At 59.9% G+C, this 25,476-nt stretch carries 23 protein-coding genes; 8 read left to right on the forward strand and 15 right to left on the reverse strand.

Features of this window, described 5'->3' with window-relative positions; all coding sequences use genetic code 11:
• The first annotated feature begins 1 nt into the window (after position 1).
• Genes KIO76_RS28215 through KIO76_RS28225 form a run of 3 tightly spaced genes read left to right on the forward strand, consistent with a single transcriptional unit; the run spans position 2 to position 3,649 of the window.
• Positions 2–1,156 carry a M20 family metallopeptidase gene (locus tag KIO76_RS28215; RefSeq protein WP_213326875.1) on the forward strand — a complete coding sequence of 385 codons (1,155 nt, stop codon included), beginning with the start codon at positions 2–4 and terminating at the stop codon, positions 1,154–1,156.
• Entirely contained in the window at positions 1,153–2,916 is a 1,764-nt protein-coding gene (locus tag KIO76_RS28220) for a M28 family peptidase (RefSeq protein ID WP_213326876.1), read from the forward strand. Before KIO76_RS28215 ends, KIO76_RS28220 begins: the two co-directional genes overlap by 4 nt.
• Positions 2,917–2,971: 55 nt before the next feature.
• On the forward strand, positions 2,972–3,649 hold the full coding sequence (locus KIO76_RS28225) for an aspartate/glutamate racemase family protein (RefSeq protein WP_213326877.1): 678 nt from the start codon (positions 2,972–2,974) through the stop codon (positions 3,647–3,649).
• 91 nt (positions 3,650–3,740) lie between these two features.
• Here the strand turns inward: KIO76_RS28225 and KIO76_RS28230 are convergent, their stop codons facing one another.
• Entirely contained in the window at positions 3,741–5,204 is a 1,464-nt protein-coding gene (locus KIO76_RS28230) for a catalase (RefSeq protein ID WP_213326878.1), read from the reverse strand.
• Between the two features lie 157 nt (positions 5,205–5,361).
• Here KIO76_RS28230 and KIO76_RS28235 point away from each other — a divergent pair, with 157 nt between their 5' ends.
• The 5 genes from KIO76_RS28235 to KIO76_RS28255 all read left to right on the forward strand — a co-directional run bounded on the left by KIO76_RS28235 (position 5,362) and on the right by KIO76_RS28255 (position 11,167).
• Positions 5,362–6,300, forward strand: coding sequence for a hydrogen peroxide-inducible genes activator (locus KIO76_RS28235; protein ID WP_213326879.1), 939 nt, complete (start codon positions 5,362–5,364; stop codon positions 6,298–6,300).
• Between the two features lie 259 nt (positions 6,301–6,559).
• Positions 6,560–7,546, forward strand: coding sequence for a hypothetical protein (locus KIO76_RS28240; RefSeq protein ID WP_213326880.1), 987 nt, complete (start codon positions 6,560–6,562; stop codon positions 7,544–7,546).
• A gap of 134 nt (positions 7,547–7,680) precedes the next feature.
• Complete coding sequence (locus tag KIO76_RS28245) at positions 7,681–8,664, forward strand: hypothetical protein (RefSeq protein ID WP_213326881.1); 984 nt, start codon at positions 7,681–7,683, stop codon at positions 8,662–8,664.
• A 212-nt stretch (positions 8,665–8,876) separates the two neighbouring features.
• Positions 8,877–9,845 (forward strand): hypothetical protein, encoded by a 969-nt coding sequence (locus KIO76_RS28250; RefSeq protein ID WP_249730214.1) that lies wholly within the window; start codon positions 8,877–8,879, stop codon positions 9,843–9,845.
• A 362-nt stretch (positions 9,846–10,207) separates the two neighbouring features.
• Positions 10,208–11,167, forward strand: a complete 960-nt coding sequence (locus tag KIO76_RS28255; RefSeq protein ID WP_213326883.1) for a hypothetical protein — start codon at positions 10,208–10,210, stop codon at positions 11,165–11,167.
• A gap of 69 nt (positions 11,168–11,236) precedes the next feature.
• On the opposite strand, the gene KIO76_RS28260 is transcribed toward KIO76_RS28255, so the two are convergent.
• The 14 genes from KIO76_RS28260 to KIO76_RS28325 form a co-directional block, all read right to left on the reverse strand.
• Positions 11,237–12,232, reverse strand: a complete 996-nt coding sequence (locus tag KIO76_RS28260; protein ID WP_213326884.1) for a Gfo/Idh/MocA family protein — start codon at positions 12,230–12,232, stop codon at positions 11,237–11,239.
• A gap of 33 nt (positions 12,233–12,265) precedes the next feature.
• Entirely contained in the window at positions 12,266–13,159 is an 894-nt protein-coding gene (locus tag KIO76_RS28265) for a sugar phosphate isomerase/epimerase family protein (protein ID WP_213326885.1), read from the reverse strand.
• Positions 13,156–13,992: a carbohydrate ABC transporter permease gene (locus KIO76_RS28270; RefSeq protein WP_213326886.1), complete on the reverse strand. Its 837-nt coding sequence runs from the start codon at positions 13,990–13,992 to the stop codon at positions 13,156–13,158. The genes KIO76_RS28265 and KIO76_RS28270 overlap by 4 nt, the downstream gene beginning before the upstream one ends.
• Positions 13,989–14,906 carry a carbohydrate ABC transporter permease gene (locus tag KIO76_RS28275; RefSeq protein WP_213326887.1) on the reverse strand — a complete coding sequence of 306 codons (918 nt, stop codon included), beginning with the start codon at positions 14,904–14,906 and terminating at the stop codon, positions 13,989–13,991. The genes KIO76_RS28270 and KIO76_RS28275 overlap by 4 nt, the downstream gene beginning before the upstream one ends.
• A gap of 8 nt (positions 14,907–14,914) precedes the next feature.
• Positions 14,915–16,141, reverse strand: a complete 1,227-nt coding sequence (locus tag KIO76_RS28280; protein ID WP_213326888.1) for an ABC transporter substrate-binding protein — start codon at positions 16,139–16,141, stop codon at positions 14,915–14,917.
• A 112-nt stretch (positions 16,142–16,253) separates the two neighbouring features.
• Positions 16,254–16,916, reverse strand: coding sequence for a GntR family transcriptional regulator (locus tag KIO76_RS28285; protein ID WP_213326889.1), 663 nt, complete (start codon positions 16,914–16,916; stop codon positions 16,254–16,256).
• A 211-nt stretch (positions 16,917–17,127) separates the two neighbouring features.
• A complete protein-coding gene (locus KIO76_RS28290; protein WP_213326890.1) occupies positions 17,128–17,793 on the reverse strand; it encodes a GntR family transcriptional regulator in 666 nt (221 codons plus the stop codon).
• Between the two features lie 105 nt (positions 17,794–17,898).
• On the reverse strand, positions 17,899–18,717 hold the full coding sequence (locus KIO76_RS28295) for an ABC transporter permease (RefSeq protein WP_213326891.1): 819 nt from the start codon (positions 18,715–18,717) through the stop codon (positions 17,899–17,901).
• The gene (locus tag KIO76_RS28300; protein ID WP_213326892.1) at positions 18,714–19,595 is read right to left on the reverse strand and encodes an ABC transporter permease; all 882 of its coding nucleotides are present in this window, start codon (positions 19,593–19,595) and stop codon (positions 18,714–18,716) included. Before KIO76_RS28300 ends, KIO76_RS28295 begins: the two co-directional genes overlap by 4 nt.
• A gap of 224 nt (positions 19,596–19,819) precedes the next feature.
• Positions 19,820–20,893 carry an ABC transporter substrate-binding protein gene (locus KIO76_RS28305; protein WP_213326893.1) on the reverse strand — a complete coding sequence of 358 codons (1,074 nt, stop codon included), beginning with the start codon at positions 20,891–20,893 and terminating at the stop codon, positions 19,820–19,822.
• Between the two features lie 68 nt (positions 20,894–20,961).
• Positions 20,962–22,038: an ABC transporter ATP-binding protein gene (locus tag KIO76_RS28310; RefSeq protein WP_213326894.1), complete on the reverse strand. Its 1,077-nt coding sequence runs from the start codon at positions 22,036–22,038 to the stop codon at positions 20,962–20,964.
• A 54-nt stretch (positions 22,039–22,092) separates the two neighbouring features.
• Positions 22,093–23,352, reverse strand: a complete 1,260-nt coding sequence (locus KIO76_RS28315) for an acyl-CoA dehydrogenase family protein (protein WP_213326895.1) — start codon at positions 23,350–23,352, stop codon at positions 22,093–22,095.
• A gap of 211 nt (positions 23,353–23,563) precedes the next feature.
• Positions 23,564–24,961, reverse strand: a complete 1,398-nt coding sequence (locus tag KIO76_RS28320) for a dipeptidase (RefSeq protein ID WP_213326896.1) — start codon at positions 24,959–24,961, stop codon at positions 23,564–23,566.
• Positions 24,962–24,971: 10 nt separating this feature from the next.
• Positions 24,972–25,388: an ester cyclase gene (locus KIO76_RS28325; RefSeq protein ID WP_213326897.1), complete on the reverse strand. Its 417-nt coding sequence runs from the start codon at positions 25,386–25,388 to the stop codon at positions 24,972–24,974.
• Between the last annotated feature and the right edge of the window lie 88 nt (positions 25,389–25,476).

Genomic DNA, 25,476 nt, shown 5'->3' on the forward strand with positions numbered 1-25,476 from the left:
CATGTCCACTTCCTCCGTCAGTCAGGAGCTCGCCGTGCTCCTCGGCGACCTCGTCCGCATCAAGAGCCATTCGGGCGAGGAAGGCGCAGTCCAGGCCTTCATCGCGCGCTGGTTCGAGGACAACGGCATTCCGGCCCGCATCGAGCCGGCCGCCGGCGGCCTCACCAATGTGGTCGCCGAGGTCAGCGGCGGCGCGCCGGGGCCGACCCTCTTCATCGGCGGGCATTGCGACACGGTCACGCCGCCCGACGACTGGAGCATGGACCCCTACACCCCGGTGATCCGCGATGGACGCCTCTACGGCGTCGGGGCCATGGACATGAAGTCCGGCATCGCAACAGCCATGCACAGCGTCCGCGACCTCGCGCGTCGCCGCGGCGACTGGGCCGGCCGCGTGATCTTCGCGGCGCTCGCGGACGAGGAAGCCTATTCCCGCGGCGCGCGCGGCTTTCTCGAACAGGGTCATGCCATCGACGCGGCGATCATGTGCGAGCCGCATTTCGACATCCCCTCGATCGCCTCGATGGGCAAGATCAACCTGAAGGTCGTCGTCACAGGACGGTCTGCCCATGGCTCGCATCCAGCTGACGGCATCAATGCCGTGACGGAAGCCGCGCGCCTTATCGTCGCCATCGACGGACTGGCGCGGCCGACCCATCCGGAATTCGGCACCAGCACCCATTGTGTACTGAACGTGAGCTCGGGCACCGGCGTCTACGAAATCCGCGTGCCGGACCGCTGCGAGTTTCTGATCAACTGGCATTTCCTGCCGACCGAGACCGCCAAGGAAGCCGTCGCCACCATCGCGGCGCTGGCGCATGATCTTCGCTCGCCGGCACGCTTCGACGTGACGATCGCCGAGCCACGCTACGACAGCTTCGTGATGGACGAGGTCCATCCCTTCGTCGCGGCTTTCGCGGGGAGCTATCGGCACGTTCTCGGTAAGGCGCCACCCTTCACGTTCTGCTTCGGCGTCTCCGACGCCAACATCTTCAACGGCGCGGGCATCCCGACGCTCCTCTTTGGCCCCGGCGGCGCGAATATGCACGCGGCCGACGAATGGGCCGATCTCTCCCAGATGGAAAAAGCTCGCGCCGTCTACCTCGATCTCGCCGAGCATTTCCTGGTCGCCCCGACACAAAGGACTGCGTCATGACTTTCGGCTCCACCAAGCTCCCCCACTCCATCGACCGGGTGATGGCGCATGTTGACCACATGCGGATCGACACGCCACGCCGCAAAAGCGGCTCGGGCCAGGATGTCCGGGCCGGCCAGTATGTAGTCGATACGCTGAAGTCCTACGGCCTCGACGCGGCGCTGCAGGAATTCGAGACCTTCGACAGCGATCCGGGCGAAGCCACCCTCGAGGTGGTCTCGCCGGAAAGGCGCGTCATCCGCGCGCTCGCCTGCGCCCATATCGAGCCGACGCCGGAAGGCGGCTATTCCGCCGAGATCGTCGACGTCGGCCCCGGCGGCGAGAGCGACTACGAGGGCAAGGACGTTCGCGGCAAGATCGTCCTGGCGGAAGTCTCCTACGCGCCCGCGACGCCCGAGAAGGCGCGCATCGCCTCCGTCAAGGGTGCGGCAGGCATCCTCCTCATGAACTGGGGCCGCGACGGCGAGCCGGATATTCCCTGGCGCGGGCTGAAATCGGTGTGGGGCAACCCCACCCCGGAGACCTGGGAGAACATTCCGCGCCTCTTCGGCCTCAGCATCTCGCGTGGGGACGGCCAGGCGCTGCGCGCCCTCATGAAAAACGGCTCCGTCGTCGTCAAGGCCGATGTCACGGCGCATCGGGAATGGCGCAAGCTCAGCCAGCCGATCGGCTGGCTGCACGCCCCCGAAACCTCGCCTGAAAAAGACCAGTTCATCATCGTCTCCGGGCATCTTGATTCATGGCTGCCGGGGGTGACGGACAACATCACCGGCGACGCGGTGATGATGGAGATCGCACGCGTGCTGGCCGCCCGCCGCGCCGAACTGCGTCGCTCCGTCGTGTTCTGCTTCTGGAACGGCCACGAGGTCGCCGAGGCTGCCGGCTCGACCTATTTCGTCGATGCTTTGTGGGAACAGATCAACGGCAACGGCGTCGCTTACCTCAATATCGACTCCGTCGGCATGAAGGACACCACGGAGTTCCATGTGAACGCCTGTCCGGAGCTGCGTGAATTCTCGCGGACCATTGCCGAGGCGGCGGTCGGCAGCAGCATTCCGATTGCTGTCGGCAATCTCGACAGGTTCGGCGACCAGTCCTTCTTCGGCATCGGCGTGTCGTCGACCACCGCGCGGCACGGCTTCTCGCGGGAGGTCATCGAACGCTATCACGGCGCGACGATCGGCTGGTACAACCACACCGAGCATGACACGATCGAGATCGTCGATCCCGCCATCCTCGACAGCGATACCGACTACTGGACGCGGCTCGTCCATGCGCTCGCCACCACTCCAATCCTGCCGCAGCGCTTCACCCCGCGGATCAAGGATCTCCAAGCCCGTTTCAAGCGGATGCTCGACGGCAAGAAGGATCCCGCCGCGCTGTCGCTGATCTTGGACGGCATCGCGGCGCTCGCGCCGGAGCTGGAATGGCTCGATGCCAGGCTCGACCAACTGGCGGCATCCGGCGCCACGGACCAGAAGGCCGTGCAGCGTGCCAACACCCTCATCCTACGGCTGTCGCGCCAGCTCACCTTCATCACCGGCTCGGCGAGCGGAAAATACGAGCAAGACAGCTACGGCATCAGCACCTTGCACCTGCCGGTGCCCCTGCTCGCCTGCCTCGACGACTTCCAGAAGACCGACCCGGACGGGCTCGACGCCAAGCTCCTGACGACCAAGCTGATGCGTCTCCGGCACACCGTGACGGACGCCTTGCAGCTCGCGCGCGCGTTCATCGACGACTTCCGCGCATTGTCATGACGACCCGCCCAGGAGCCGCCGGCTCTGGGCTCTCATTGGTCAAATGGAGGCGGCGGTGGCCCGCAGAACGATCTATGTCCTCAATCCGAGCAGCCGCACGGACACCGGCATCACGGAGGATATGCAGCGCAGTCTCCGCTGGCTTGTCCGCGAGGACGGCCCGGATATCCGCTGCCTCACCCTGAGCGACGGACCGAACGGCATCAAGAACGCAGGCGACAGCGACAAAGCATCGCCCGCCATTCTGAGCTTCATTGAGCGGGAATGCGAAAAGCCGGAAGTGGCGGGCTTCGTCATCGCCTGCTTTTCCGATCCCGCCGTGTTCTCCGCCCGGGAACTGACGGCCAAACCCGTCATCGGCATTGGCGAAGCAGGGATAATGGCTGGCCTTGCGCTCGGCGACCTTGTCGGCACCATCGGCGTGTCCGGTGGCAATCCGGTGAAGGGATTGCGTTTCGCGCGTCGTCTCGGAGTCCGGGAGCGCGTCGCCGGGCATGTCGGGCTCGGGCTCGACTATGGGCAGCTTCAGGATCCCGCCGTCGTCGAGAATAGCCTGATCAAGGCCGGTCTCGCCTTGCGCGACGAGCATGGCGCCGACACGATCGTCTTCGCAGGCGCGGGCCTTGCCCGCTACGTCGCGTCGCTCGGCGCGGCAACAGGATTGCCTGTCGTGGATCCAACGCAAGCGGCGGCTGCCCTGGCGCTGACCCAGGCAGCATCCACTTGCGGCTAGCCGGCACCACGGCGATGTCTTCCGCGCAGCGTAGACAATAAAAAGGCCCGGGCGAAAAGCCCGGGCCTGCACCCAACGCCGACCGGACGCGTTATTCGGCCGCGCGCTTCAGCACGCGCGCCGCGATAAGATCGCCCGTCGCCTGGTCAATGCTCGTCCAGTACCAGATGAACCGCTCCTTGATGGCGTCGACCGTCAGAGCGTTATATTGGCCGACAAGCGTATCAACGAGCCGGTCGCGCTGCTCCTGGGTGAAAACCTTGCGGATCAAGGTGCCGGCCTGTCCGAAGTCATCGTCGTCGCGGCGCAGCGTGTAGGCCGAACGTACGAATTCGCCGTCCGCCTCCCAGCCCCGGCTTTCCGAAGCCCGCGTCGGATCTGCCGACGGACCACCAAATGAATTCGGCGCGTAGACCGGCTTGGTGTGGCTGGCGAAGGCGTGCCGCATCGGCCCATCCTTGGAATAGGAATGGACTTCCGATACTGGCCGGTTCACCGGCAGTTCGTTGTAGTTCGGGCCGATGCGATAGCGATGGGCATCAGCATAGGAGAACACGCGCGCCAGCAGCATCTTGTCTGGGCTGACATCGATGCCCGGCACCAGATTGGAGGGCGCGAAGGCCGCCTGCTCGATCTGCGCGAAGTAGTTCTCGGGATTGCGGTTCAGGACGAACTCACCGACCGGCATGAGCGGATAATCCGCATGCGGCCAAACCTTGGTGAGATCGAACGGATTGAAACGATAGGTCTTTGCGTCCTCATAGGGCATGATCTGCACGGAGACCTTCCAGCGCGGGTAGTCGCCGCGCTCGATCGCCTCGTAGAGGTCGCGGATGTAATGGTCGGCATCCGTACCCGCGATACGCTCGGCGACGTCACCGGTAATGTTCTGTTCGCCCTGTTGATTGTGGAAGTGATACTTCACCCACACGCGCTCGCCGGCGCCATTGATCCATTGATAGGTATGGGAGGAATAGCCGTTGAGATGCCGCCACGATGACGGCAGTCCGCGGTCGCCCATGAGATAGGTAACCTGATGGGCGCTCTCCGGAGACAATGTCCAGAAATCCCACTGCATGTCCGCATCGCGCAGGTGGCTGCCGGGCAGGCGCTTCTGTGAGCGGATGAAATCCGGGAACTTGATGCCGTCGCGCAGGAAGAACACCGGCGTATTGTTGCCGACGATGTCGTAATTGCCCTCGGTGGTATAGAACTTCAGAGCGAAACCCCGCACGTCCCGCCAGGTGTCGGGGGAGCCGAGCTCGCCTGCCACAGACGAAAAGCGCAGTAGCATCGGCGTCTTCACGCCCTTCTGGAACAGCGCCGCCTTGGTGTAGGGTGACATGTCCTCGGTGACGACAAGCTCACCAAAAGCGCCGCCGCCCTTGGCATGCACGACCCGCTCGGGCACGCGCTCACGGTTGAACTGAGCCAGCTTCTCGACGAGATAGACGTCGTGCAAGACGACCGGCCCATCCGGCCCCACGCTGCGGGAATGTTCATCCGACGCCACAGGAGCGCCAGTGTTGGTGGTGGTGAAATTCTTCCCTGTCATCGCCCTCTTCCCCAAACAATCAACCGCCCGCGCACGTACACAACCGAAGCTTAGCAGATCGGATACGGTGCTGGAATTTTTCTAAGGAGACTTCTGGCATAGCCCATCCATAGGATCAAATTGCATTTTCATCAAATTATGATAGGATTTTCCTATTATGGTAACGATCAAACAAATGAGGTATTTTGACGCTCTCGCCCAAACCCGGCACTTCGGCCGGGCGGCTCAGCTCGTGCATGTCAGCCAGCCGGCTTTATCGGCGCAGATCATGGAGCTCGAGGCGGCGCTGGGAACGAAACTAGTTGAGCGAAGCCGCTCACGCATTCTCCTCACGCACGAGGGAGAGGCGCTACTTCCGCGTATGCAACATATACTTGCGGAGGTCGCTGACCTTGAACAGGCAAGCCAGCACAAGCACGGCCCTCTTTCCGGCACGGCCCGCATCGGAGCCATCCCGACAGTCGCGCCTTATCTCGTGCCCAGACTCGTTCCTTATCTCCGGGCCGCCTACCCGCGCATCGAGATCGAACTGCGCGAGGCAATCACGGATAAATTGCTGCTGGAATTGGAAGAGGGACGGTTGGACGCAGTGGTTGCCGCGCTGCCTGTGGCAAGAGAGGGTCTGTCTGTCCGCCCCCTCCTGAAAGACCGCTTCTTCATGGCAATGGCGGATACCAGCCGGGATGTACTCACCTCTCCGCTTACGGGAGCAGAGATCGATCCGGGGCGTTTGCTGCTTCTTGAGGAAGGCCACTGCCTGCGAAATCAAGCGCTCGATGTCTGTAGTGCCGCGCGCCCGAACAATGTCATCAACATTGGCGCTACGTCTATGACGACTTTGCTCCAGATGGTCACTCACGATCTTGGAATGACTCTCGTGCCGGAAATGGCGCTGCAAGCCGAGACTGTCAACCACAGGCTACGCGTCGTGCCCTTTGCACCGCCCGAGCCGTCACGCGAGATCGGGCTCATATGGCGGCGCAGCAATCCGCATATCGCGGATATCGACGCACTCGCCGAAGCGATCGTCGCCACGACGCCCCGCGTCACGACTGAGACGCAAGAACCCATCGCCCAACGAGGCGCCTCAAGATAGTGTTTCTTTAGCACCAATGGATCAACCGCATTCAGACCTATCGTCCTTCCTATAAGCAGCAACGGCTGATGCCTATCTGTATTGGGAGACGTGTATGCCGTTGCGTGCTGCGAAGCAGCAGGTTGTGGCCATCCACATGCCCGCCACTTCGCCGTTATGCACAAACCGCCCGTCGCGCGGCGCACCACGCCATGCCTACAGGGTAGCTATTTCCCGGCAGCGGCCCATGAATACTACATGGCCCGGAGGAATAACTCACGTGACGCGCGGAAATTTCAAAGATTTCATCAACGAACTCGGATCATTTCTCTCAGCCAATCACTACAACGCGGTTGACGTGAATACCCGCTTGGGACGATACGCGCTTGACGAGGCGGATCTCACCGGGATCGATGTAGTCCGGCGCGACGGCGACAGTGGAAACAATGACTACAGCGGCGGCTGGGTCGGCAAATACGGTATCAAGAGCCGAGATCAATTCCTCCGCTCGCCTGAAGCCCAGGACAAGGCCATCCTCGAGGTTTTGGAAAAGCGCGCAGATTTTTTTCATGTCTTCAAGCACTCCGACGGCCAGACGATCAGTGGCCAAGAGATTTCATTTTCTGGCATTATCGGCGCATCATTTCTCACTGACGCAAGCCATATACTGAGTAGCCTGTCGAACCTCCATGGCCCGTCCAACGATGCCAGCTCGGCATGGCTCAGAGAAGGATTTGTCCGGTTCGGCGGTTACGAGGTGCCATATGTCGACCAGGAGCGCGGCCACACTTTCGTGGGCAGCGACCAAGCTGACGTCATCCGCGCTCATGGGGGCAAGGACCGATTTGTCGCGCGAGATGGCGACGATGAATTTCATGGCGGAGAGGACGAGGACACTCTTGTTCTCCCGCGTAACCGTTCCGAATACACCATCACCAGCGAGCCCTTTCAGGCTACTGGGCCTGCTTCCCCCACTTGGCACATCAAGCGCTCGCTCTCCAATGGGGCCGACGAACATAAGGAGATCCAGAACGTAGAGATGATCGAGTTCGCAGACGGCGAAGTGATTGATCTGCGCCACATCCTGCAAGCAGCGCTGGAGCAGGAGCCCACCCCTTTGATCGACGTGCACCTGTCGACCGGCGCACAGGACGCAGTCGATGTACCCGCAATTCCAATCGCTAGCAGCGGTGTTCCGGCGCCTACCGCCCTTGTCCTGGCGGATGCGGAGACGCCTGGTTTTCAAAGCGTCGCCCCCAGCATTTGACTGCAAGGTCAAGCGCCTAGGCCGCTAAGGCTTAGTTGTTCAAAATCGTGAGCGTTGGCCCAAAGACCTGACCGGTCCAACGTGAGCTTAGCCAACAATTTTCCTCATCATTAGCTGCATTCCGGAGGCGGAACATGGCACGTGGCACCCTTGCGGATTTCATTAACGAGCTCGGCCTCTTTCATTCGATGAATCGTTATGATGCCGTCAATTCCAGCAACCAACTTGGACGGTTCGCACTCACCGAGGCGTTCCTTATGGAGATTGGCATGGTGGGCAATGATGGCGAGCCATTCAACAACGATTACAGCGGTGGGTGGACAGGCAAGCACGGAATCAACAGCAAGGAGGCCTTCCTAAATTCACCCCCGACGCAGGACATGGTGATTCACGACTTCCTTGGCAGGCAACTCAATAATCTCCGGGATCTCGCCCACTATGATGGCCAGATCATCAATGGCTACGAGATCTCTCTTTCCGGCCTCCTCGGGGCGGTGTCCAGTATCGAGAGTCGCGAGGTCAGGCGCTTCATGGAACTAGGCGGAGAATACAATCCAAAATGGCCTGATACACCGCGGATCAGCGAAAGCATTTCCCGGTTTAACGGTTACGATCTGCCATACAAAGTTGATCAGAACGAAAGCTACACGTTCATGGGCAGTGACGGTCCAGACGCCATCCGGGGATATGCAGGTAACGACTACTTCGTGGCAAAGGGCGGCGATGACACGTTCGACGGCGGGGAGGACATTGACACCATCGTCCTGCCCGGCAACCGGTCAGAATTCAAGCTGGCGAACGAACTTGGTGCAACCACCGTGCAGATAAAGCGCGAACTGAACAATGGCCGCGTTGAACATAAGGAAATTCGGAATGTCGAGCTGGTTGAATTCGCAGATGGCGAGATTGTCGATCTGCGGATTACACGGTTCGATGCGACCATCGAAGAACCGACCACCCAAGCGACTGTACACATCGCGACGAGGCCGGTCCCGATTGAAGTGCCGCTTGTGCCATTAAGAATCGACAAAGCTGAAGTCGGTGCGCTGGACGACACCGAAGTTGGCACGATCGGCGTCAGGAAAGAAGACGAGCGAAGCGGCACGGTCGATGCTTGAGGAGCGATCCCACGATTGATGGCGCGCGCAGCTTTCGCCGGAACTTTCCGTTGTGCAGGCACCTGCGCACCTAGCCATTGATCTCGCTTGATGTTGTTAGATATCGCGCCAATCATGCCGTATAAGCGTCGTTTATGGCATCACGTGAGACGCCCATTCGTCGCGTATAACGCATATATTTACCCGTTGGCTATTTAATACGGGTGTACGCGATGTCAGGTAACACTTTCGACGAATTTATCTACGATTTGGGTCAATATCACTCCTCTAATCGCTACGATGTGGTCAACAGAACCAATCATTTGGGACGATTCCAGATGAGCGAGGCTTCGCTCACGGATATCGGCATGGTTCATAACGACGGAAAACCCTTCAACAACGATTTCAGCGGCGGTTGGACTGGCAAGTATGGAGTACACAGCAAGGAAGATTTCCTCGCGTCACCGGACGCGCAGGACAGAGCGATCCATGATTTCCTTGACAAGCAGGTCCATTTTCTTCGGGGCTTTATCCATTATGACGGACAAACCATAAACGGCGAGGCGATCTCCATCTCCGGACTCCTCGCGGCCGCACATCTCGCCGGGGCCGGCGGGGTCAGGCGCTTTCTGGTGTCTGGCGGCGAGTATAACCCCCAGGATGCTCATGGTGCTTCGCTCCGCGACAGTCTCAGCTGCTTCCATGGCTACGATGTACCCTATAAGGTCGACCGGTCACGCGACTACACCTTTGTCGGAAGCGAAAGCTCGGACTTCGTCCGTGGATATGCAGGCAAGGACCACTTTATCGCGAAAGGCGGCGACGACACTTTCGATGGCGAAGCGGGCGAAGACACCATCGAACTCCCCGGTAATCGATCCGAGTTCACGATCACTCCCGGGCCGACTTCCTCCATGTGGCAGATCAGGCGAGAACTCGACGAGGGATGCGAGGAATACAAGGTTATCCACAACGTGGAACTGATCAGATTCGCGGACGGTGAGATTGTGGATTTGCGCCATCTGCCATCCGTGGCGCCCAGCAACGAACCCGTCGTTGTCTTTGAGCCCTATCCCGCGAACCGACCGGTAAGCGATATGGCTGGTCCAGCCCCGCAAGATGCGAGGCCCGTCGATGACGTGTCCGTCACACCGGTCGGCTTGCCGGCGAACGATCCCTCGGACGCTCTCCCCAATATATAGCGTCTGGGAAGCGATCCCCCGCAGCCTTCATCACGGTACAAATAATCGGGACGGACATATCACGTCTTCGCTGTTTCCACAGCGATCCAGGACGGTTGTAAGACCGCACACCTGTAATCTTGAATCTCCGTCAGCCCAACGTGTTGGCGGAGCCTTCCTGTCGCTGCAACCGCCGATCGGCCCAGACATCGCTCATCGCGCTGTGAATGCGGTGCGTTACGGAACAGAAGGGTTCTATCTGCCCTCCGGCAATGGGACTGCAGAAGTTGCGCCCTTCATTGCACCAAGTGAATTGCGCTTATGCTCCATATGTCTAGACCACCATGCGCGAACATGATGGTAATCTTCTTGGAGTAAGAAGGATGGCGAACAAGGCATATGGAGACTTTATAGAAGATTTGGGAGAATTTCTTTCCCAAAAGCGCTACGATATGAACGGTGCCGGCTCCCGCCTGGGCCAATTTCATCTGGATGAGCTGTCGCTGCGGCAGATCGGCATGATCGAAGAAGACGAAGCCCCCTTTGATAACGAATACAGCAGCTGGACGGGGAAGTATGGCATCAAATGCCGGGAGGAATTCCTCGCCTCACCCTGGGCGCAGCATCGCGCGTTCGAAGATTCTTTGGAAAAGAACGTCTACCTGCTCCGGCATGTGCTGCAATATGATGGCCAGATTATTGACGGTCAGGAAATTTCGCTCTCAGGAATGGTTGCCGCCGCATCAGTCACCGACGCATATAAGGTCTTTTCCTATCTGGGTGGCGACAAAAGCCGCGGTCTCTATCCTGAAACAAGCGATGTCAAGGAGGCTCTTTCGCGATTTCACGGCTACGAGATCCCATACGAAGTTGAGACTCGCTCAGCTTTGGGCTCGCACGTCGTAGGAAGCGATGGGCCTGATATCGTGCGCAGTCGAGGCGACGGCTTTTGTTTTAAGGCAAAAGGCGGAAACGACATATACTATGGCGGTACCGGCGAAGACACCATCAAACTCACGGGTCAGCTGAAAGACTTCACGATTACACCAGGCCTTGCATCCGCCTCATGGGATATCAAGCGCCAGCTGGACGATGGCTCCGAGGAACACAAGCACATCGACAATGTTGAGTTGATTATGTTTGAGGACGGGAAGGAGCTCGCGATTCTCGACTTGCGCGAGATGCCCACGGATGTGTCAGCGGAGAAGCTTCCCCTCCTCATGAGGCTGGCCTTGTGGGACTTGACCCCAGTTGCGGTAGATTTCCCCGCCGTTGACAGTTCACCGGTGGAGTGGGTTGCCGTGGGGGAAACTAACCAGCCGGGCGCAGCTCCGGACTTCTGACCTCGCGCTCCTGAATGGGCGGGCAGGAGCATTTCCGCACATGAGGCGGCGATGCTCCGAGATTTCGCGCTAACCGATCGCTTTCTCCAGCAGTGCCATGGCCCGAGCGCCGTCAGCGGCGTTGGGGAACGACACCGGCTCGCCGCGTGCGGCGCGCACGAATTCGCCGAGAATTGCGTGATAGCCCTTATGGTCCTCGTTGGCCGCAGCGGTGAGATTCGGCTCCCAAACCAGGGTATCCTCGCCATCGACAAGGCTCGCGTCGAGCTTCGATACCTTGAAAGGCGGATGGCGGAAGTAGCGCACCTCATGGACGTTGCGTACCTCGACACGGCGGTGATCACCCATCACCTGCCACCATTCCATAGGTGTCCCGCGTGACTGGTGAGTGCCCATCACCAAGGTTCCGATTCCTCCGTTGGTGAACAGGAAGTCGACGTGCAGCAGCAACTTGCCCGGCTCGATTTCGTGGCGCCGCGCGCTGATATCCGCGACGTCTCCCATGAGGTGAGGCACCAGATCGAAGTAGTGCACGCAGTGATGGAGATAAAACCCGGTATAATCGACATCTTTCGCGAAATAGGTCGGCGCTGTCATGTACTGGCCGAGAAAGCTCGCGGTGACGCCAAACTCTGCAGAGTGAATGACATTGGCTGCAATGCGGTTTGCGGTCGAATAACGCTTCATGAAGCCGAGCACCACCGGCACGCCGCGGGCGGATGCCGCATCTGCGAGTTCCTGCGCCTGTCGCGCGGTTGGCGCTGGCGGCTTTTCGATGAAGACCGGCAGGCCGCGGGCGACGGCAGCCAAGCCGATCTCGTAGTGGAGCTGGGGGCCGACCGCGAGGCCCAGGGCGTCGATGTCGTCTCGCGCCAGCAAGGCCCGCCAGTCCGTGAGCTGGTTTTGCGGTGAGACGCCATAGCGCCGTCCTGTCGCGGCCAGCCGCTCGACGGAGGTGTCGCACAGCGCCTCGATAACGACATCATGGCGGGTGAGCTGCGGCAACAGCATCTCGTTGGCGTGCGTGCCACAGCCAATCCAGCCGATGCGGAGGGGGGAGGTCATGTCAGGTCTCACGCGACAGGTTGAAGGAACAGGTCAGGCCGTCTGGCGGGCAAAGGCGAGCGCGGCGTTGAGATAGGCTATGCTGGCCGCAAGCTCGTCATCCTCGTTCACCGTGGGGGCGCGCCACTGTGCGAGAGTGACGCCAGCGCCCTCGTCAGAGCGGCGGAATGGCTCCAGCACAATCGGACCGGTATATTTCACATCGCGAATAGCGCGCGCGACGCTTGTCCAGTCAATGTGGCCGGATCCCACAAACCCGCGATTATTCTCATTCGCCTGAAAATGGACGATCCGCGATCCCGTTTTGCGGATGGCATCGGCGATATCGAATTCTTCCATATTCATGTGGAAGGTATCCAACATGACCCCAACAGCGGGATTGTCCACACGCTCGACGATCTCCAGCGCGTGGCGGGCGGTGTTGCAGACATCGCTCTCAAAACGGTTGAGTGGTTCCACTCCAAAAACGACGCCATGGTCAGCCGCGCGCTTTCCCGCCCGCTTCAGCCCGGCGACCACCGCGTCGATGCGGCGCTTGCGCTCGCTCTCATCGATCGGCGCCGGAGCGCGGCCGGCGAAAACCAGCGGCGCGCCATAGAGCGGACCGCCGACTATGGTCGCCCCAAGCGCGGCGGCAGTATCGACGGTGCTTTCGAGATAAGCGACGCCGCCCTTGTAGCCTGCGTCGTCTGCGCTGGAAAGATCACGCGCCAGATTGACGCGCGCGGCGAGCACGCAGGAGAGGCCAGCATCAGCGATGGCGGCCCTTGTCTCGCCAAGATCGAGCTCGCCCGGCTCCGGCACAAGCAGTTCCACCACATCCGCGCCCGCCTTCTTCATGCGGTGGAAGCACTCGAAATGATCGCGCGTGAAGGGACGCGCGTAGAACATCGAAATAACGCCGATGGCGTTCCTGGTCTCAATCATGATTTCACCGCACCGGCCGTGAGCCCGCCCACGAGCCGCTTTTGCACCACAAGGAAGAGAAGTGTCACCGGCAAGGCGATCAACGTGCCGCCCGCAGTCAGAAGTCCCCACTGGACAGTAAATTCGCCGATGAAGAGCTGCAGCGCGACCGTCACCGTGCGCACGGCCTGGCCCGACAGCATCATCGCGAATAAGTATTCATTCCAGGAGGTGATGAAGATATAGATGCCCGCCGTTATCAGCCCCGGCAGAATGAGCGGAAGCACCACGAGACGGATCGTCTCCATGCGGCTGGCGCCGTCGATCATTGCCGCCTCATCGAGGTCTTTCGGGATGGCATTGAAATAGCTCGTCAGCATCCAGATCGCAAAGGGGATAGCGAAGGTGGAATGCCCGATGACGACACCGAGGTAAGTATCGATCAGTCCCAAGTTCCGCATCATCAGAAAAAGTGGAATGATGAGCAGCACGATCGGAAACATGTTGATGACCAGAAATCCTGTCATCAAGCCGGTCCTTGCCTTAAAGCGGAAGCGCGAGAAAGCGTAAGCCGCGGGAACGGCAACGCCGAGCCCAAGCACGACAGCCCCGGTGGCAATAATGAGACTGTTGATGAGACTGCCGGCGAAAGACGTCCTGGCGATCAGATCCCGGTAGTGATCCAGTGTCGCGCTTTTCGGCAAATACTGGACAGGGAAGACCGCCAATTCCGCCTGCGGCTTGATCGAGGTGAGAATCATCCAGACGTAAGGAGCGATCGCGAACAAGACGATCAGCAGGATTGGGATTTCGACCTCGATCAGCCGGCGTTTGTAGGAGCGGCGTTCAATCATCGCGAAAGATCCCGGGACGCGCGCCGGACGTAGGCCCAGACAACCGCCATGAGCAGGAACGTCAGGATCAGCGCGAGCGCTGCGCCATAGCCGAACTCCATGCCCGTGTAAGCCCGGATGAAGGCGTAGAGGGGCAAGGTGTGGGTGTCGTATCCCGGCCCGCCTCCCGTCATCACCAGAATGACGTCGAGGGAATTGGCGACCCAGATGGTGCGCAGCAATAGCGCCGTCGCGATCACGTCGGCAATGGACGGGAGAGTAATCGAGAACAGCTGCTGCCGCGGTGTCGCCCCGTCGATTTCGGCCGCCTCGTAGAGCTCCTGCGGAACCGTTTGCAAGCCGGCGAGAATCGTCACCGCGAAGAACGGAAATCCTTGCCAGATCAATGCGAACATGACCGCATAAAGCGCCGTCGCGGGGTTGGCGAGCCAGGCGATCGGTGTCTCGATGAGGCCGAAGCGGAGCAGCATGTCGTTGATCACGCCGACATTGAAATCATACATCCACGTCCACATCAGCCCAATGATGACACTGGGCAGTGCCCACGGAATGATCACCAGCGAGCGGGCAAGGCTGCGCCACCAGAAGCTCTGGTTGAGCAGCAGTGCTGTGCCGAGCCCGAGAAGGAACTGCAGGCCCACGACTCCGACAATCCAGATGAAAGAATGGCCCAGCGATATCCAGAAAACTTCATCCGCAAAGATAGCCGTGAAGTTGCCCACCCCGATGAAGCGCGCGTCGTCCGGCGCATACAAGAGATATTCATGAAGACTGAGCCAGAATGTCTGGAGCACCGGAACCAGAACAACGGCGGATGTCACCACCAGGGCGGGGAGGAGAAACCAGAGCGGTGTAAAGTTGCGCCGCGGCCGCGGCGCAACGGTTCCAGCGTAAGACGAAGCAATACTCGCCATAGGAGCTATCAGCCGTAGAAGTGCTGTTCGATCGCCTTCATCATGTCGTCAGGCGATATCTGCCCGGTTAGGGCGCGCTGCATATTGGTCGGCCATACTCGGCCAATGAAATCCGGCGTCTTCGGGCTGTCCGGCAACGGTCCGGCGATTGAGACCGACGCGCGGCTCGCGTCGACGAACCGCTGCGGCACCCAATCTGCGTTGGCCTTCGAGGATACAGGAAGCTGTCCGGTGAGCTTTGTGAGGGCTGAGTTGTTTTCTCCCGTGGAGAGGAAACTGATCCAGCGGAAAGCAGCTTCCTTGGCCTTGCTGGCTGCAAAAACCGCATTGGACTCGTCGCCGAAATAGGTCCAGCCCTTGCCATCTGGGCCGACCGGCACCCGCTTGGCGCTGACTTTGTCGCCAAGGGCGGCTTCAATTTCCGCTGCCGAGCCGACATGATGGATCATCATGCCGGTGCGCCCGGCCTTGAAGGCGTCCACGATCTGCCGGAAGCTGTCCGTCGGCGCGGAGGCCGGCACCACCTTGTCCTTCGTTGCGAAATCGACATAGGAGCGATTGGCAGCAAGCGCCTGCTCACTCACCATGCCGCCCTTCTCGAATCTCGCGCCGCCGCCAAGGACGAACGGCCCCCAATTGTCGAAGCCACCAGCGCCGCCGCGCATACCGAAGCCCGCGACATCGCCCTTCGTCAAGGCCTTGGCGACCGCGCGAAAATCCTCAAACGTCTCAGGCGCTTTCAGGCCGGCCTGCTGCAGAAGATCCTGGCGATAGTAAAGATAAATCACCACGTACTGCAGCGGGAGATAGTATTTCTGCTGTGCTCCGCCACCAACGATCTTCCAGATATTTTCGTCGATATCCTTGCGGGCATCCCATTTGGCGAGGAATGGATCAAGCGGCTCAAGCGCCTTCATCGTCTGGAGGCGGGCTGCCCACGACAAACGCACCATGGCGCAATCAGGCGCGTTGCCGGCTACCAAGGCCGCGAAAAGGCGGGTCTGGTAGTCATTGCCGCCGCCCCACGGAATCGCCTCGGCCTGTATCTTGATGCCGGGGTTTTCCTTCTCGAATTTCGCGACGAGCTCGGCCGGAGAATTCTGCGGATTATCGAAATGATACCACCAGCGTACGGTGGTGGCATCCTGCGCCACCGCCGGCGCGGCCAATGTGGAGGCAAGGGGCGCACCGAGCGCGGCAGCGCCCGCAAGCTTTAGAAATGCTCTGCGTTCCATAGGTATTCTCTCCCATCATCTTCTTCACGGTCCAGTTATCCCCGACCGTGTCGAGGCCCTCTGGATTCTGCCGACCGTCGATTTCCATGCCCGGGCCTGCCGAGCACGACAGCTATCCCCTCATCTCCGCCGGATCATCCTCCAGGACGATCGTATCAATATGGAGTCCGAGTTCGTCAGCGAGCCCTCTGCCATCGCGAGCCACGAGACGGTCGATCAGGATGTCATGGCGCCGCGCCGTATCCTCGAGGGGCCTGCGATGCCGCGGCGCCCACAGCTTCGAGCGATGCGTATGCATGATACAACGGGCCAGGATCTGCTCCAGGGCTTCGAGTTGCGATAGGCGGAAGATCGCGAGGTGAAAATCCTTATCGGCCTCGATGAGCTGAAACTCGTCGCCCGCACCCGCAGCTTCGTTCATTGTCTCGCGAATGGCCATGATCGCATCAAGCGAACGGGCGTCAACATTGCGGGCCGCGCGCTCCGCACCACGCATTTCCAGACGTCGCCGAAGCGCGAGCATCTCCTCCGCCTCTTCGTCCTCCAGGCGCGTGACAACCGTGCCGCGTCGTCCCGTGCGTATGACGAGGCCATCCTCCTGCAGCCTGAGCAAAGCCTCCCTTATCGTGCCCTGACTGCAGCCAATTTCATGCGCGAGGCCAAGCTCCGTCAGCACGGCCATCGGTTTGAGCTCGTTCAGCATGATGCGCCGCTTGACGATTCCGTAAACGTGATCAGCTGGACGAACGAGTTTAACGGCTGGGTTACTCATCATTATAGATATCGATAATGACAATGAGATCGACCGTCAAGATGCTCTGCGGGAAGACAGCCCTTGTATTTTTGCCCGAGCCCAGTGCGGAAGCCCGCGCCCTAAGCGCGAGCGCACAGCAGCGCGAACAAGCGAAGCGCTACACCAACAAGGGCAGAACAACGAAGGGGATGGGAGAGAGGAACCCCGGCAACGTCCCCGATCGCGTCGGCTTCTAGGCGTGGACGCGTGCGCGGACCATGTGCAGCACGGTCTCGAGGTGATCCCGGATCGCGGTCTCGGCGCGGGCCGCATCGCGCGCTACGAGTGCATCGACGATTGCGATGTGCTGCTTCTGCAGTTGAACCACGTCGGACGCATTGCCGGCTGGGGCGAGCTCGCTGTCCGAATACTCGTAGAATTCTTCGATCAGGTTGGCGAGGCGCGTGCTCCCGGACAACTCCCCGAGATTGAGGTGGAATTTTCGATCCAGGCTGGCTCGTTGCTGCACAGCCATCGTCGGCAGAGCCTTCAGAACGGCGTCGCATTCCGCGCGCAAAGCGGCCAATTCCCCATCGCTCGCGCGCATGCAGATCAAACGCGCTGCGGCTCCCTCCAGGCTTTGCCGCAGCACGATAACTTCCGACAGTTTCGAGCTGGTGTCCTCGACCACCACCCCGCCACCTGGGAGCCGTCGGACGAGCCCTTCGAGTTCAAGTTTGGAGATTGCCTCGCGAACCGGTGTGCGGCTGACGTTGAGGAGCTTCGCAATAGCCGTCTCGACGAGCCGCGACTCGACCGCAAATCGCCCCTGCAAAATAGCACGCCGGAGCTCACGATGGACATGTTTGACCACCGGCTCGCGTTGCACAGCCTGCAAAAGCTCGATCTCACCGTTCATAGAGAGCCGAACCCCAATCCTTCGACACCATCGTCATAGAAAGCCATAGCTTCCCCGCCGGTCTCGGGCCAGCCCCAAATTGAGGCGACGCGCGTAGGCCCTCGATCAGGCCCGTGAAGAGATCTTCTGGATGAAGGCGACAAGCCACAATCCAAAAACCGAAATGACGGTCATCAGTGTGGAAACAGCCGCGATCGTCGGGTCAATGATCTGCTGGACATTCACCCAGATCTGGCGCGGCAGCGTCGGCGCGGTCAATTTGGTCAGAAACAGGCTGAGGATGATGTCATCAAACGAAGCGATGAAGGCAAACAACGCCGCGCTTATGATGGCTGGGCGCAGCATGGGAAAGGTAACATGGCGCAGGGCCCCGAGAGGCGAGGCACCAAGGCCGCGTGCCGCCCATTCAAGCCGTCTATCAAAGCCATACAGCGCGGCTGAGATGATCATCACAACATAGGGCATGGCAATCAGCGTATGCGCGGCGACCAGTCCAAACGTCGTTCCGAGGATCCGCATGCGGACATAAAGAAAATAGAGGCCGACTGCGATGATGATCTTCGGAATGATCAAGGGGCTCATGAGAAAGATGCGCACCGCGTTCTTGCCGGGAAAGCTTGAACGAACGAGCGCGACAGAGACCATGAAGCCCAAAACAAGTGACAGGATGGCGGTCAAGGTTGCGACCAGGAAGCTTATCCGCGTCGCCGTCATCCACATCGGGTTGGAGAAATAGGCGGAATACCAACGCAGCGAGAAGCCCTGAGGTGGGAACTCCATAATGTCGCTGGGCGAGAACGATACCACAATGATGACGACGATCGGCGCGAACAAAACCGCGAGAACGGTGATCGAAAAGGCGGCCAACAATATGCTAACGGGGGACGTGCGGGACGACGCCGCAGCCGTGCGTTGCATGCTCATCGTGCACCTCCCCACATCTTGTCGAAGTCGACATAACGGTTAGCGAACACTTGAATGGTGACGGAGACGATCAGGAGGATCATCGACAAGGCCGCAGCCAAAGTCCAATCCAATGCCTCGTTGATCTGCAGGGCGATGACCAACGGCAGAGTGGTCTGGTCCGGCCCGCCGAGCAGGGCCGGCGTGATATACATCCCGACCGCCAACATGAACACAAGAAAGCTGCCCGCAAAAACGCCCGGCTTTGTGAGCGGAACGAATATTGCGAAGAAAGCACGCAGGGGCGAAGCTCCAAGGTTGCGAGCAGCAAGCATCAAATTGCGGTCGATATTATTCATCACACTGAAAAGACAAAGTATCATGTAGGGCAGAAGATAGTATGTCAGACCGACAATGACCGCTGTATGCGTGCCGAGGAAAGGTAGTGGCTCGTCGATCATCTCGAAACGCATCAACGTCGTATTCACAAGCCCCTGCCGGCCGAGGATGACGAGCCAGGCATAGGTGCGCACCAGTCCGCTGCTCCAGAACGGAATGAGGACAAATGCCATCAGCACGACCGTCCAGGTCTTGTTCAACCCCACAAGCCAATAAGCAACGGGGTATCCGATGCCCAAGGTCAAGACGAGCGTAACCACACCAATGATCATCGTGTAGGCAAGCACCCACCAGTACACGGGGTCGCTGAAGAACTCCGTGTACCCGGCAAGGGTGAAGCCATCGCTCCAGAGGCTGCTCCAGAGCATCTGGAGAAGGGGCCAACCGAAGAAGACAAGATAAAAGAGGGCCGCAGGCGCCATGAGCCAGGGAAAACGCGCTGCGAAGCGCCCAGGGCCTCGGCCTGCCGCCGCAGGAAGTGGGAGCGTGGTATCCGTCATCGGTCGTCCAACCTCATGGAGATCCGGCACGCCAAGGCGGCGAGCCCTGGCCCCTGCTGCTGGCATCACGCGATGCGATCGCGAACACTGCCGCTAATGTGATTACTTGAATCGAATGATCCAAACCTGCGCCAACTTGAGCATCTTCAGCGCGAGATTTTGCGCACGCTGTCGCCTCGTCAACGCAATCCAGCTACGGATTGCCGCAAATGTCAGGCGGCGCCCTAGCGCACCGCCATTCTCGCCCAACCCTTGGCGATATCGGGACGAACCTTGCTCAGGAACACGGTATCGATCGGACGCCCGAGATCAACGGTTTCGGGATTGCCGGGCAGAAGTTTCGCCACATCGGCCGGAATGAACTTGTATGCATCCACGTTGATCGGCCCATAGTTGGTGGGAGCCGCGATCCTCGCGAGCACCTCTGGCTGGCACACATAACCCAGAAACTTCATCGCATTGTCCTTGTGCGGCGCGCCCTTCGGGATAGCGAAGAAGTTCGGGAACGTGAGATGCTGGTTCCAATTGATCGCAACAGGCCGCCCTGCAGCAACCAATGGTCCGATACGGCCATTTGGGATGATAGCCATATCAGCTTCGCCGTCAGCCAGATATTGGGCGACCTGGGCATAGCCATCCGCAAAGATCATCGCGCTACCAAGCGTCTTGATCTTGTCAAAGGCAGCGTTCAGATCAAACGGATAGAGCTTAGCAAGGTCGCCGTTGATGGCGAGCGTGGCTTGCTCGACAGGCGGACGTGTCGCGCCGATCGAAGCTCTTTTCCCCGGAAACGCCGTTACGTTCCAGAAATCCGCCCATGTTTTCGGTGCCTTGTCCGGCGGAATCTTGCTGGTGTTATAGGCCATGACCATCGCCCACTGGATGATGGGAAATGCATAGTCCTTCTTCATATCCGCCGGGATGCCGGCCTGGCACTCCGCAGGAATCTTTGACCAGTCGATCTTCTCGAGAAGACCGGCGTCCGCCAGAGAGGTCATCGTATCTGCCGATATATCGACGACATCCGCTTCAACGTTGCCGGACTCGATCATAACCTTCAGCTTTGCGAAATTATAGCCGGAGGCCTCGGAAACCTTCACGCCGCTCTGTTCTGCGAAAGGTTTGAACCATTCTTTGCTTTGCGCATCTTGATAGCTGCCACCGAGAGATAAGACAACGAGCTCGCCGGCGTTCTTGTTCTGCGCGTTTGCGACACCTCCAGTGACCAGGGCCGCCGAGAGCGAAACGGCGGTCAAGCCAAGCCTGAGCCGGACGGAGATTTGACGTGCCTGCAACATGCGTGAAACTCCTCTGGATTATGTTGTGGAGTGAGCGGCGCGACTTATTGTCGTTTCCGCCGCCTTCGTCAGCTCTGAAGAACGACGCTATCGTTGATTTGCCATCCGATCATCAGTTCATCACCTTCACTGATATGCATACCGACACCACGGTTTGGGCGCTTGACCTTGACCTCGATCCCTTCTGCTATGCGCACGCGGTATAAGGAGGAGTCGCCAAGATAAATTTCGCCGGTTATGCGGCCGGGAATCTTGTTTGGAAGCGGATCATCTTGCTTGCAAAGTCGCAGGCGTTCCGGCCGCAGGAAGATCACGGCCGAAGATCCGGCCGGCGCATTCGTGGGCGCGACCGCAACGGAGTGCCCGGATACGAGCTCGCATCGACGCTCCTCGCCATTGTCACCAAGACGGCAGGGAATGAAATTGGACTCGCCGATAAAGTTGGCAACGAAGCGATTCTGCGGCCGCTCGTATATCTCGCGCGGGCTTCCGTAACTCGAAATTCGCCCGCCATCCATGACCGCGACGACATCGGACATCGTGAGAGCTTCTTCCTGATCATGGGTGACATAGATGACAGTGAGGCCGAGCTCGCGCTGGATGCTCTTGATCTCCTCCTGCATCTGCAGACGCAATCGCCGGTCGAGCGCACCAAGGGGTTCATCCATCAGCACCAGCGAGGGGCTGAACACCATGGCGCGCGCCAGCGCCACGCGCTGCTGCTGGCCACCGGACAACTGCTGCGGATAGCGCTTGGCCAGCGCCTCCAGACCAACGAGCTTCACGAAGGTTGCGATCCGGTCGTTGGCTTCCGAGCGCGCGACGCCTCGCATCTTGAGCGGAAATCCGACATTCTCCGCCACGGTCATGTGAGGAAAAAGGGCATAGCTCTGAAACACCATGCCCATATCGCGCTTGTGCGCCGCCACCCGCGTTACTGAACGACCATTGACAAGGATCTCACCGGCAGTCGGATCGACGAAACCGGCGATCATCATCAAGGTCGTCGTTTTTCCCGAGCCACTCGGTCCGAGCAAGGTAAGGAACTTGCCCGGCTCCAAATCAAGCGACACGCCGAGGACCGCCCCACTGCCATCGTAGAACTTCGCAAGATCGCGTAGGGAAAGACTGGCACCCTGGGGCATTGCACTCTCGCCATTGGGGATGTTCGGACGAATGAACCGGAGCTTGCCGCCGGATCAAGCCACCGCGGACGATGGCTCCCGGGCAAAGCCAAGATCAGCCCAGGTCTTGGGCTTGTCGACAAGGGCACCATACTTCTGCTTGGGTGCATACTGCCCAGCTACGTCTGCGTCAGCGACAAGTCGGAGCAACTGCGATGCGCGTGTATGCAGCGATGCTGTGCGGACATCGCGCCACAAACGCTCCAGCGGTGCCGTCTTGAAGAGCGCACGTGTCCCGACCATGTCGAAGACCTTGGTGATCACGTGGATGGCCGTCTCGCGGGCAGTGTGATGGGCGCGCAACGAGGCGAGCGCTGCTTCCCCGAAGCGCTCCTGCTCCCAGAGCGAATTGGCGATCAGGCAGGAGCCCCGGGAAGCCTGGACTTCCCCTGAGAGCTCGCCGAGGGTCATCATCAGCCCTTCCTCGTTCTGCAGGAAGGGCCTTGCCCTCAGCACCTCGAGCACATAGTCGAGCGCACCCTGTGCCGCGCCGAGCAGATGAAAGGCTTGTGACAATTCTAGCGTATACGGGTCCTTCTGAACGAAATCCCCCGGCTCGCCGAGAACATTGTCCCAAGGGATGAAGACGTTGTCCAGTTTGGCGCTCCAGCTCACAGAGCTGCGCAATCCGATGATGTCATCCCAGCCGTGGCGGGAAAACGTGAGGCCGGGGCTGTCTTTGGTGACGATAGAAAGCGTTAGCCCGTCCGTCGCCGCATTGGCGCCTGGCGCGATGCTCCAATAGAGCAAGTAATCGGCTACGGGCGCATTGGAGCAGAAGTGCTTCGAGGCATTGGCGAGGAAGCCACCCTTTACAGGCGCCATCTCGGCCTGGAAGATCAGCTTGCGCGATGCGTCCTTGGCAGCGGTCTGCTCCTGATGGTTCACCTCGCTGCCGAGCGAACCCATGATGGCGCCCTTGTTGACGACATCGCCGAGGATACGGCGCTTCTGCTCTTCGCTACCGAGGCGCGCAACGGCGCCGCACTGATGATAGTGAATGATGAGGTCCCATCCCGTCGCAGCACAGGCGCGCGAGACCTGTTCGGTCACGAGATAGGCTGTCAGATGAGCGTTGCCGGTGGCTGGCCCCTCGCCGCCATACTGCTTGGGCACGGCCAGGTTCAGAAGCCCTGCCTTGCGCAGCAACGCGAATGTCTCGGCAGGAAAGGCGGCCGCTTCATCGTCACGACGCGAAGCCTTCGCGATATCCGGCGCGAGAGAACTGGCGACGTCGACCCAGCGCTTTTGCTCTGCGGTAAGGGTGAAAGCCATGACACATCCTTTTCGATAGCGGCCGGGCGAGCGCGCATTGCCGAGGCGCTGTTATATGGCTCGCCGGTTTACTGCATGCAGAATGCAGCACTTTTGGCTTAAGTCAAATCGGAATTGAATGGATTTTGTGCGAAGCCGGTCGATGGAGCGCCCAAGGAACGGGCGCTCCGCGCGATGTTGAAAGTCATCAGTCTGGTATTGCGTCGCTTTTTCAAGGTCCCTGTTCCGTGCCGGCGCTGGAAGATTGTGCAATGCGATCGAGAATGCGGACGTAGGCCTCCTGCCCGCGCCGAAAGTTATCGAGCCGCAAGAACTCGTTTGGAGCGTGAAAATTTTCGTCCGGCAGGCCAAATCCAAAGATCACGGTGTAGGCGCCGAGTTCCCTCCGAAAAAGATCGAGGATCGGGATCGAGCCGCCGGAGCGCGTGTAATATGGTTCGCGACCGTAGAGCTCGAGAAGGACATCACGCGCCGCCCTGTTGGCGGGATGATCCATTGGGATGAGGTAGGGCCGCGCCGCGTTGGGCAAAATTGTGACAGTAATATCAAGTCCGTCAGGCTGCTGGCGTTCGAGATGCCGCTTGACAGCCATAGCGACAGTTTCCGGCTCCTGGTCCGGCACCAGGCGACAGGTAATGACGGCACGCGCGGAGGCAGGAATGATCGTCTTGATGCCCGGCCCCGTGTAACCACCGGAGATCCCGTTAATTTCGAAGGTCGGCCGCGCGCCGATACGCTCGCGCGCGGTGAAGCCGGGCTCGCCTGCCAGAGCCTCCACGCCGATCGCGCGACGATAACCGACTTCATCAAAGGGGATTGCCGCTAGCTGCTCCTTCTCAGATGCGCTGATTGTTCGAACATCGTCATAAAAACCGGGGATAGTCACACGACCCGACGCATCACGCGTGCTTGCGAGCAAGTTGACGAGGCCCTGAAGCGGATTGGCGACGGCACCCCCATAGAGACCGGCATGGAGGTCCGTCGCCGGGCCCGTTGCCACAACCTCGAGTGCGCAGATGCCACGCAAACCCACGCGAAGATCCGCCTCAGTCGCGCTCCACTGCCACCCATCGGCACTAATCGCCATGTCGCAGGCAAGACGACTTCGGTGGAACGCCACGAATTCAGGTAAATCGGGGCTTAGAATTTCCTCCTGCCCCTCGAACAACACCTTAACGTTCACCGGTAAACACCGGCCGGTTTTCAACAAGGCCTGGAGCGCCAGGATTGGCGCCAACATATTGCCCTTGTCGTCAGAAGCACCGCGCGCATAGATCCGCCCGTCACGAATGGTTGGCGAAAAGGGCGGATCAGTCCAAGCTTCGATGGGATCCACCGGCTGCACATCGAAGTGACCGTAGATCAGCACCGTGGGCTGGCCAGGCGCCCCAAGCCAGTCCCCGTAGACCATCGGATACTGTCCAGCGCGCAGCACATCCACATGGTCAAGGCCAGCCGCCCGGAGGCGGGAGGCGAGCCACTCTGCGGCGTGATCGACATCCGGCAAGTGGGCCGGATCGGCGGAAATGCTTGGAATACGCAGGAAGTGCTTAAGCTCCTCGACAAAAGCTGCCTGGTGCTCATCGAGGTAATGCCGCCAATCCGTCATGTGATGCTCCTCAGGCTGCGTTCTCGAGTTGACGCTGCAGCACCAGACTGTCGCGCAACACCCAACTTTCCTGGATCTGCCCATCGGCAACCCGGTAGATCCCGATGCCCGGCACGGTCACGGCACGACCGGTCGGGGCGCGGCCCTGAAACTCGCCTTGGTGGGTAGCAAGCATTGTATAGCGAACGACCACCTTATCGCCGTCGACAAGGATGTCATCTAGTGTGAACCGCACGTCCGGAAACGCTCCGACGAGCGAATCGTAATTCTTGCGGATGCCCGCCGGGCCAGCGAGCACGCCCCGCGCCCCCGCGTGGTTGAGATACCCCGGCGCGAACAGGCTATCGATGGCCTCCGGCTGACGCTTGTCCCAGACCAGGTCGTAGTACTTGAGAATGACGGAGCGAGGTGTCTGGGTCTCGTTCATGATGATCTCCGAAAGAAAGTGATGATGACAGTTGCGGACGCTTGACAACGGAGCGGCCTCGGCTCCACAGTAAGCCCTCTGCATGCAG

This window comes from Chelatococcus sp. YT9 (genome assembly GCF_018398315.1).
In the GTDB taxonomy this organism is placed as follows: Bacteria; Pseudomonadota; Alphaproteobacteria; order Rhizobiales; family Beijerinckiaceae; genus Chelatococcus.

What these genes read in the sequence shown, in the direction of transcription:
- KIO76_RS28280 (WP_213326888.1), bottom strand. Translation starts at nt 16,141, where the DNA reads ATGGAACGCAGAGCATTTCTAAAGCTTGCGGGCGCTGCCGCGCTCGGT.
- KIO76_RS28260 (WP_213326884.1), bottom strand. Translation starts at nt 12,232, where the DNA reads ATGACCTCCCCCCTCCGCATCGGCTGGATTGGCTGTGGCACGCACGCC.
- KIO76_RS28290 (WP_213326890.1), bottom strand. Translation starts at nt 17,793, where the DNA reads ATGAACGGTGAGATCGAGCTTTTGCAGGCTGTGCAACGCGAGCCGGTG.
- KIO76_RS28305 (WP_213326893.1), bottom strand. Translation starts at nt 20,893, where the DNA reads ATGTTGCAGGCACGTCAAATCTCCGTCCGGCTCAGGCTTGGCTTGACC.
- KIO76_RS28285 (WP_213326889.1), bottom strand. Translation starts at nt 16,916, where the DNA reads ATGATGAGTAACCCAGCCGTTAAACTCGTTCGTCCAGCTGATCACGTT.
- KIO76_RS28300 (WP_213326892.1), bottom strand. Translation starts at nt 19,595, where the DNA reads ATGACGGATACCACGCTCCCACTTCCTGCGGCGGCAGGCCGAGGCCCT.
- KIO76_RS28320 (WP_213326896.1), bottom strand. Translation starts at nt 24,961, where the DNA reads ATGACGGATTGGCGGCATTACCTCGATGAGCACCAGGCAGCTTTTGTC.
- KIO76_RS28310 (WP_213326894.1), bottom strand. Translation starts at nt 22,038, where the DNA reads ATGCCCCAGGGTGCCAGTCTTTCCCTACGCGATCTTGCGAAGTTCTAC.
- KIO76_RS28250 (WP_249730214.1), top strand. Translation starts at nt 8,877, where the DNA reads ATGTCAGGTAACACTTTCGACGAATTTATCTACGATTTGGGTCAATAT.
- KIO76_RS28295 (WP_213326891.1), bottom strand. Translation starts at nt 18,717, where the DNA reads ATGAGCATGCAACGCACGGCTGCGGCGTCGTCCCGCACGTCCCCCGTT.
- KIO76_RS28215 (WP_213326875.1), top strand. Translation starts at nt 2, where the DNA reads ATGTCCACTTCCTCCGTCAGTCAGGAGCTCGCCGTGCTCCTCGGCGAC.
- KIO76_RS28325 (WP_213326897.1), bottom strand. Translation starts at nt 25,388, where the DNA reads ATGAACGAGACCCAGACACCTCGCTCCGTCATTCTCAAGTACTACGAC.
- KIO76_RS28235 (WP_213326879.1), top strand. Translation starts at nt 5,362, where the DNA reads ATGGTAACGATCAAACAAATGAGGTATTTTGACGCTCTCGCCCAAACC.
- KIO76_RS28265 (WP_213326885.1), bottom strand. Translation starts at nt 13,159, where the DNA reads ATGATTGAGACCAGGAACGCCATCGGCGTTATTTCGATGTTCTACGCG.
- KIO76_RS28220 (WP_213326876.1), top strand. Translation starts at nt 1,153, where the DNA reads ATGACTTTCGGCTCCACCAAGCTCCCCCACTCCATCGACCGGGTGATG.
- KIO76_RS28255 (WP_213326883.1), top strand. Translation starts at nt 10,208, where the DNA reads ATGGCGAACAAGGCATATGGAGACTTTATAGAAGATTTGGGAGAATTT.
- KIO76_RS28275 (WP_213326887.1), bottom strand. Translation starts at nt 14,906, where the DNA reads ATGGCGAGTATTGCTTCGTCTTACGCTGGAACCGTTGCGCCGCGGCCG.
- KIO76_RS28245 (WP_213326881.1), top strand. Translation starts at nt 7,681, where the DNA reads ATGGCACGTGGCACCCTTGCGGATTTCATTAACGAGCTCGGCCTCTTT.
- KIO76_RS28315 (WP_213326895.1), bottom strand. Translation starts at nt 23,352, where the DNA reads ATGGCTTTCACCCTTACCGCAGAGCAAAAGCGCTGGGTCGACGTCGCC.
- KIO76_RS28270 (WP_213326886.1), bottom strand. Translation starts at nt 13,992, where the DNA reads ATGATTGAACGCCGCTCCTACAAACGCCGGCTGATCGAGGTCGAAATC.
- KIO76_RS28230 (WP_213326878.1), bottom strand. Translation starts at nt 5,204, where the DNA reads ATGACAGGGAAGAATTTCACCACCACCAACACTGGCGCTCCTGTGGCG.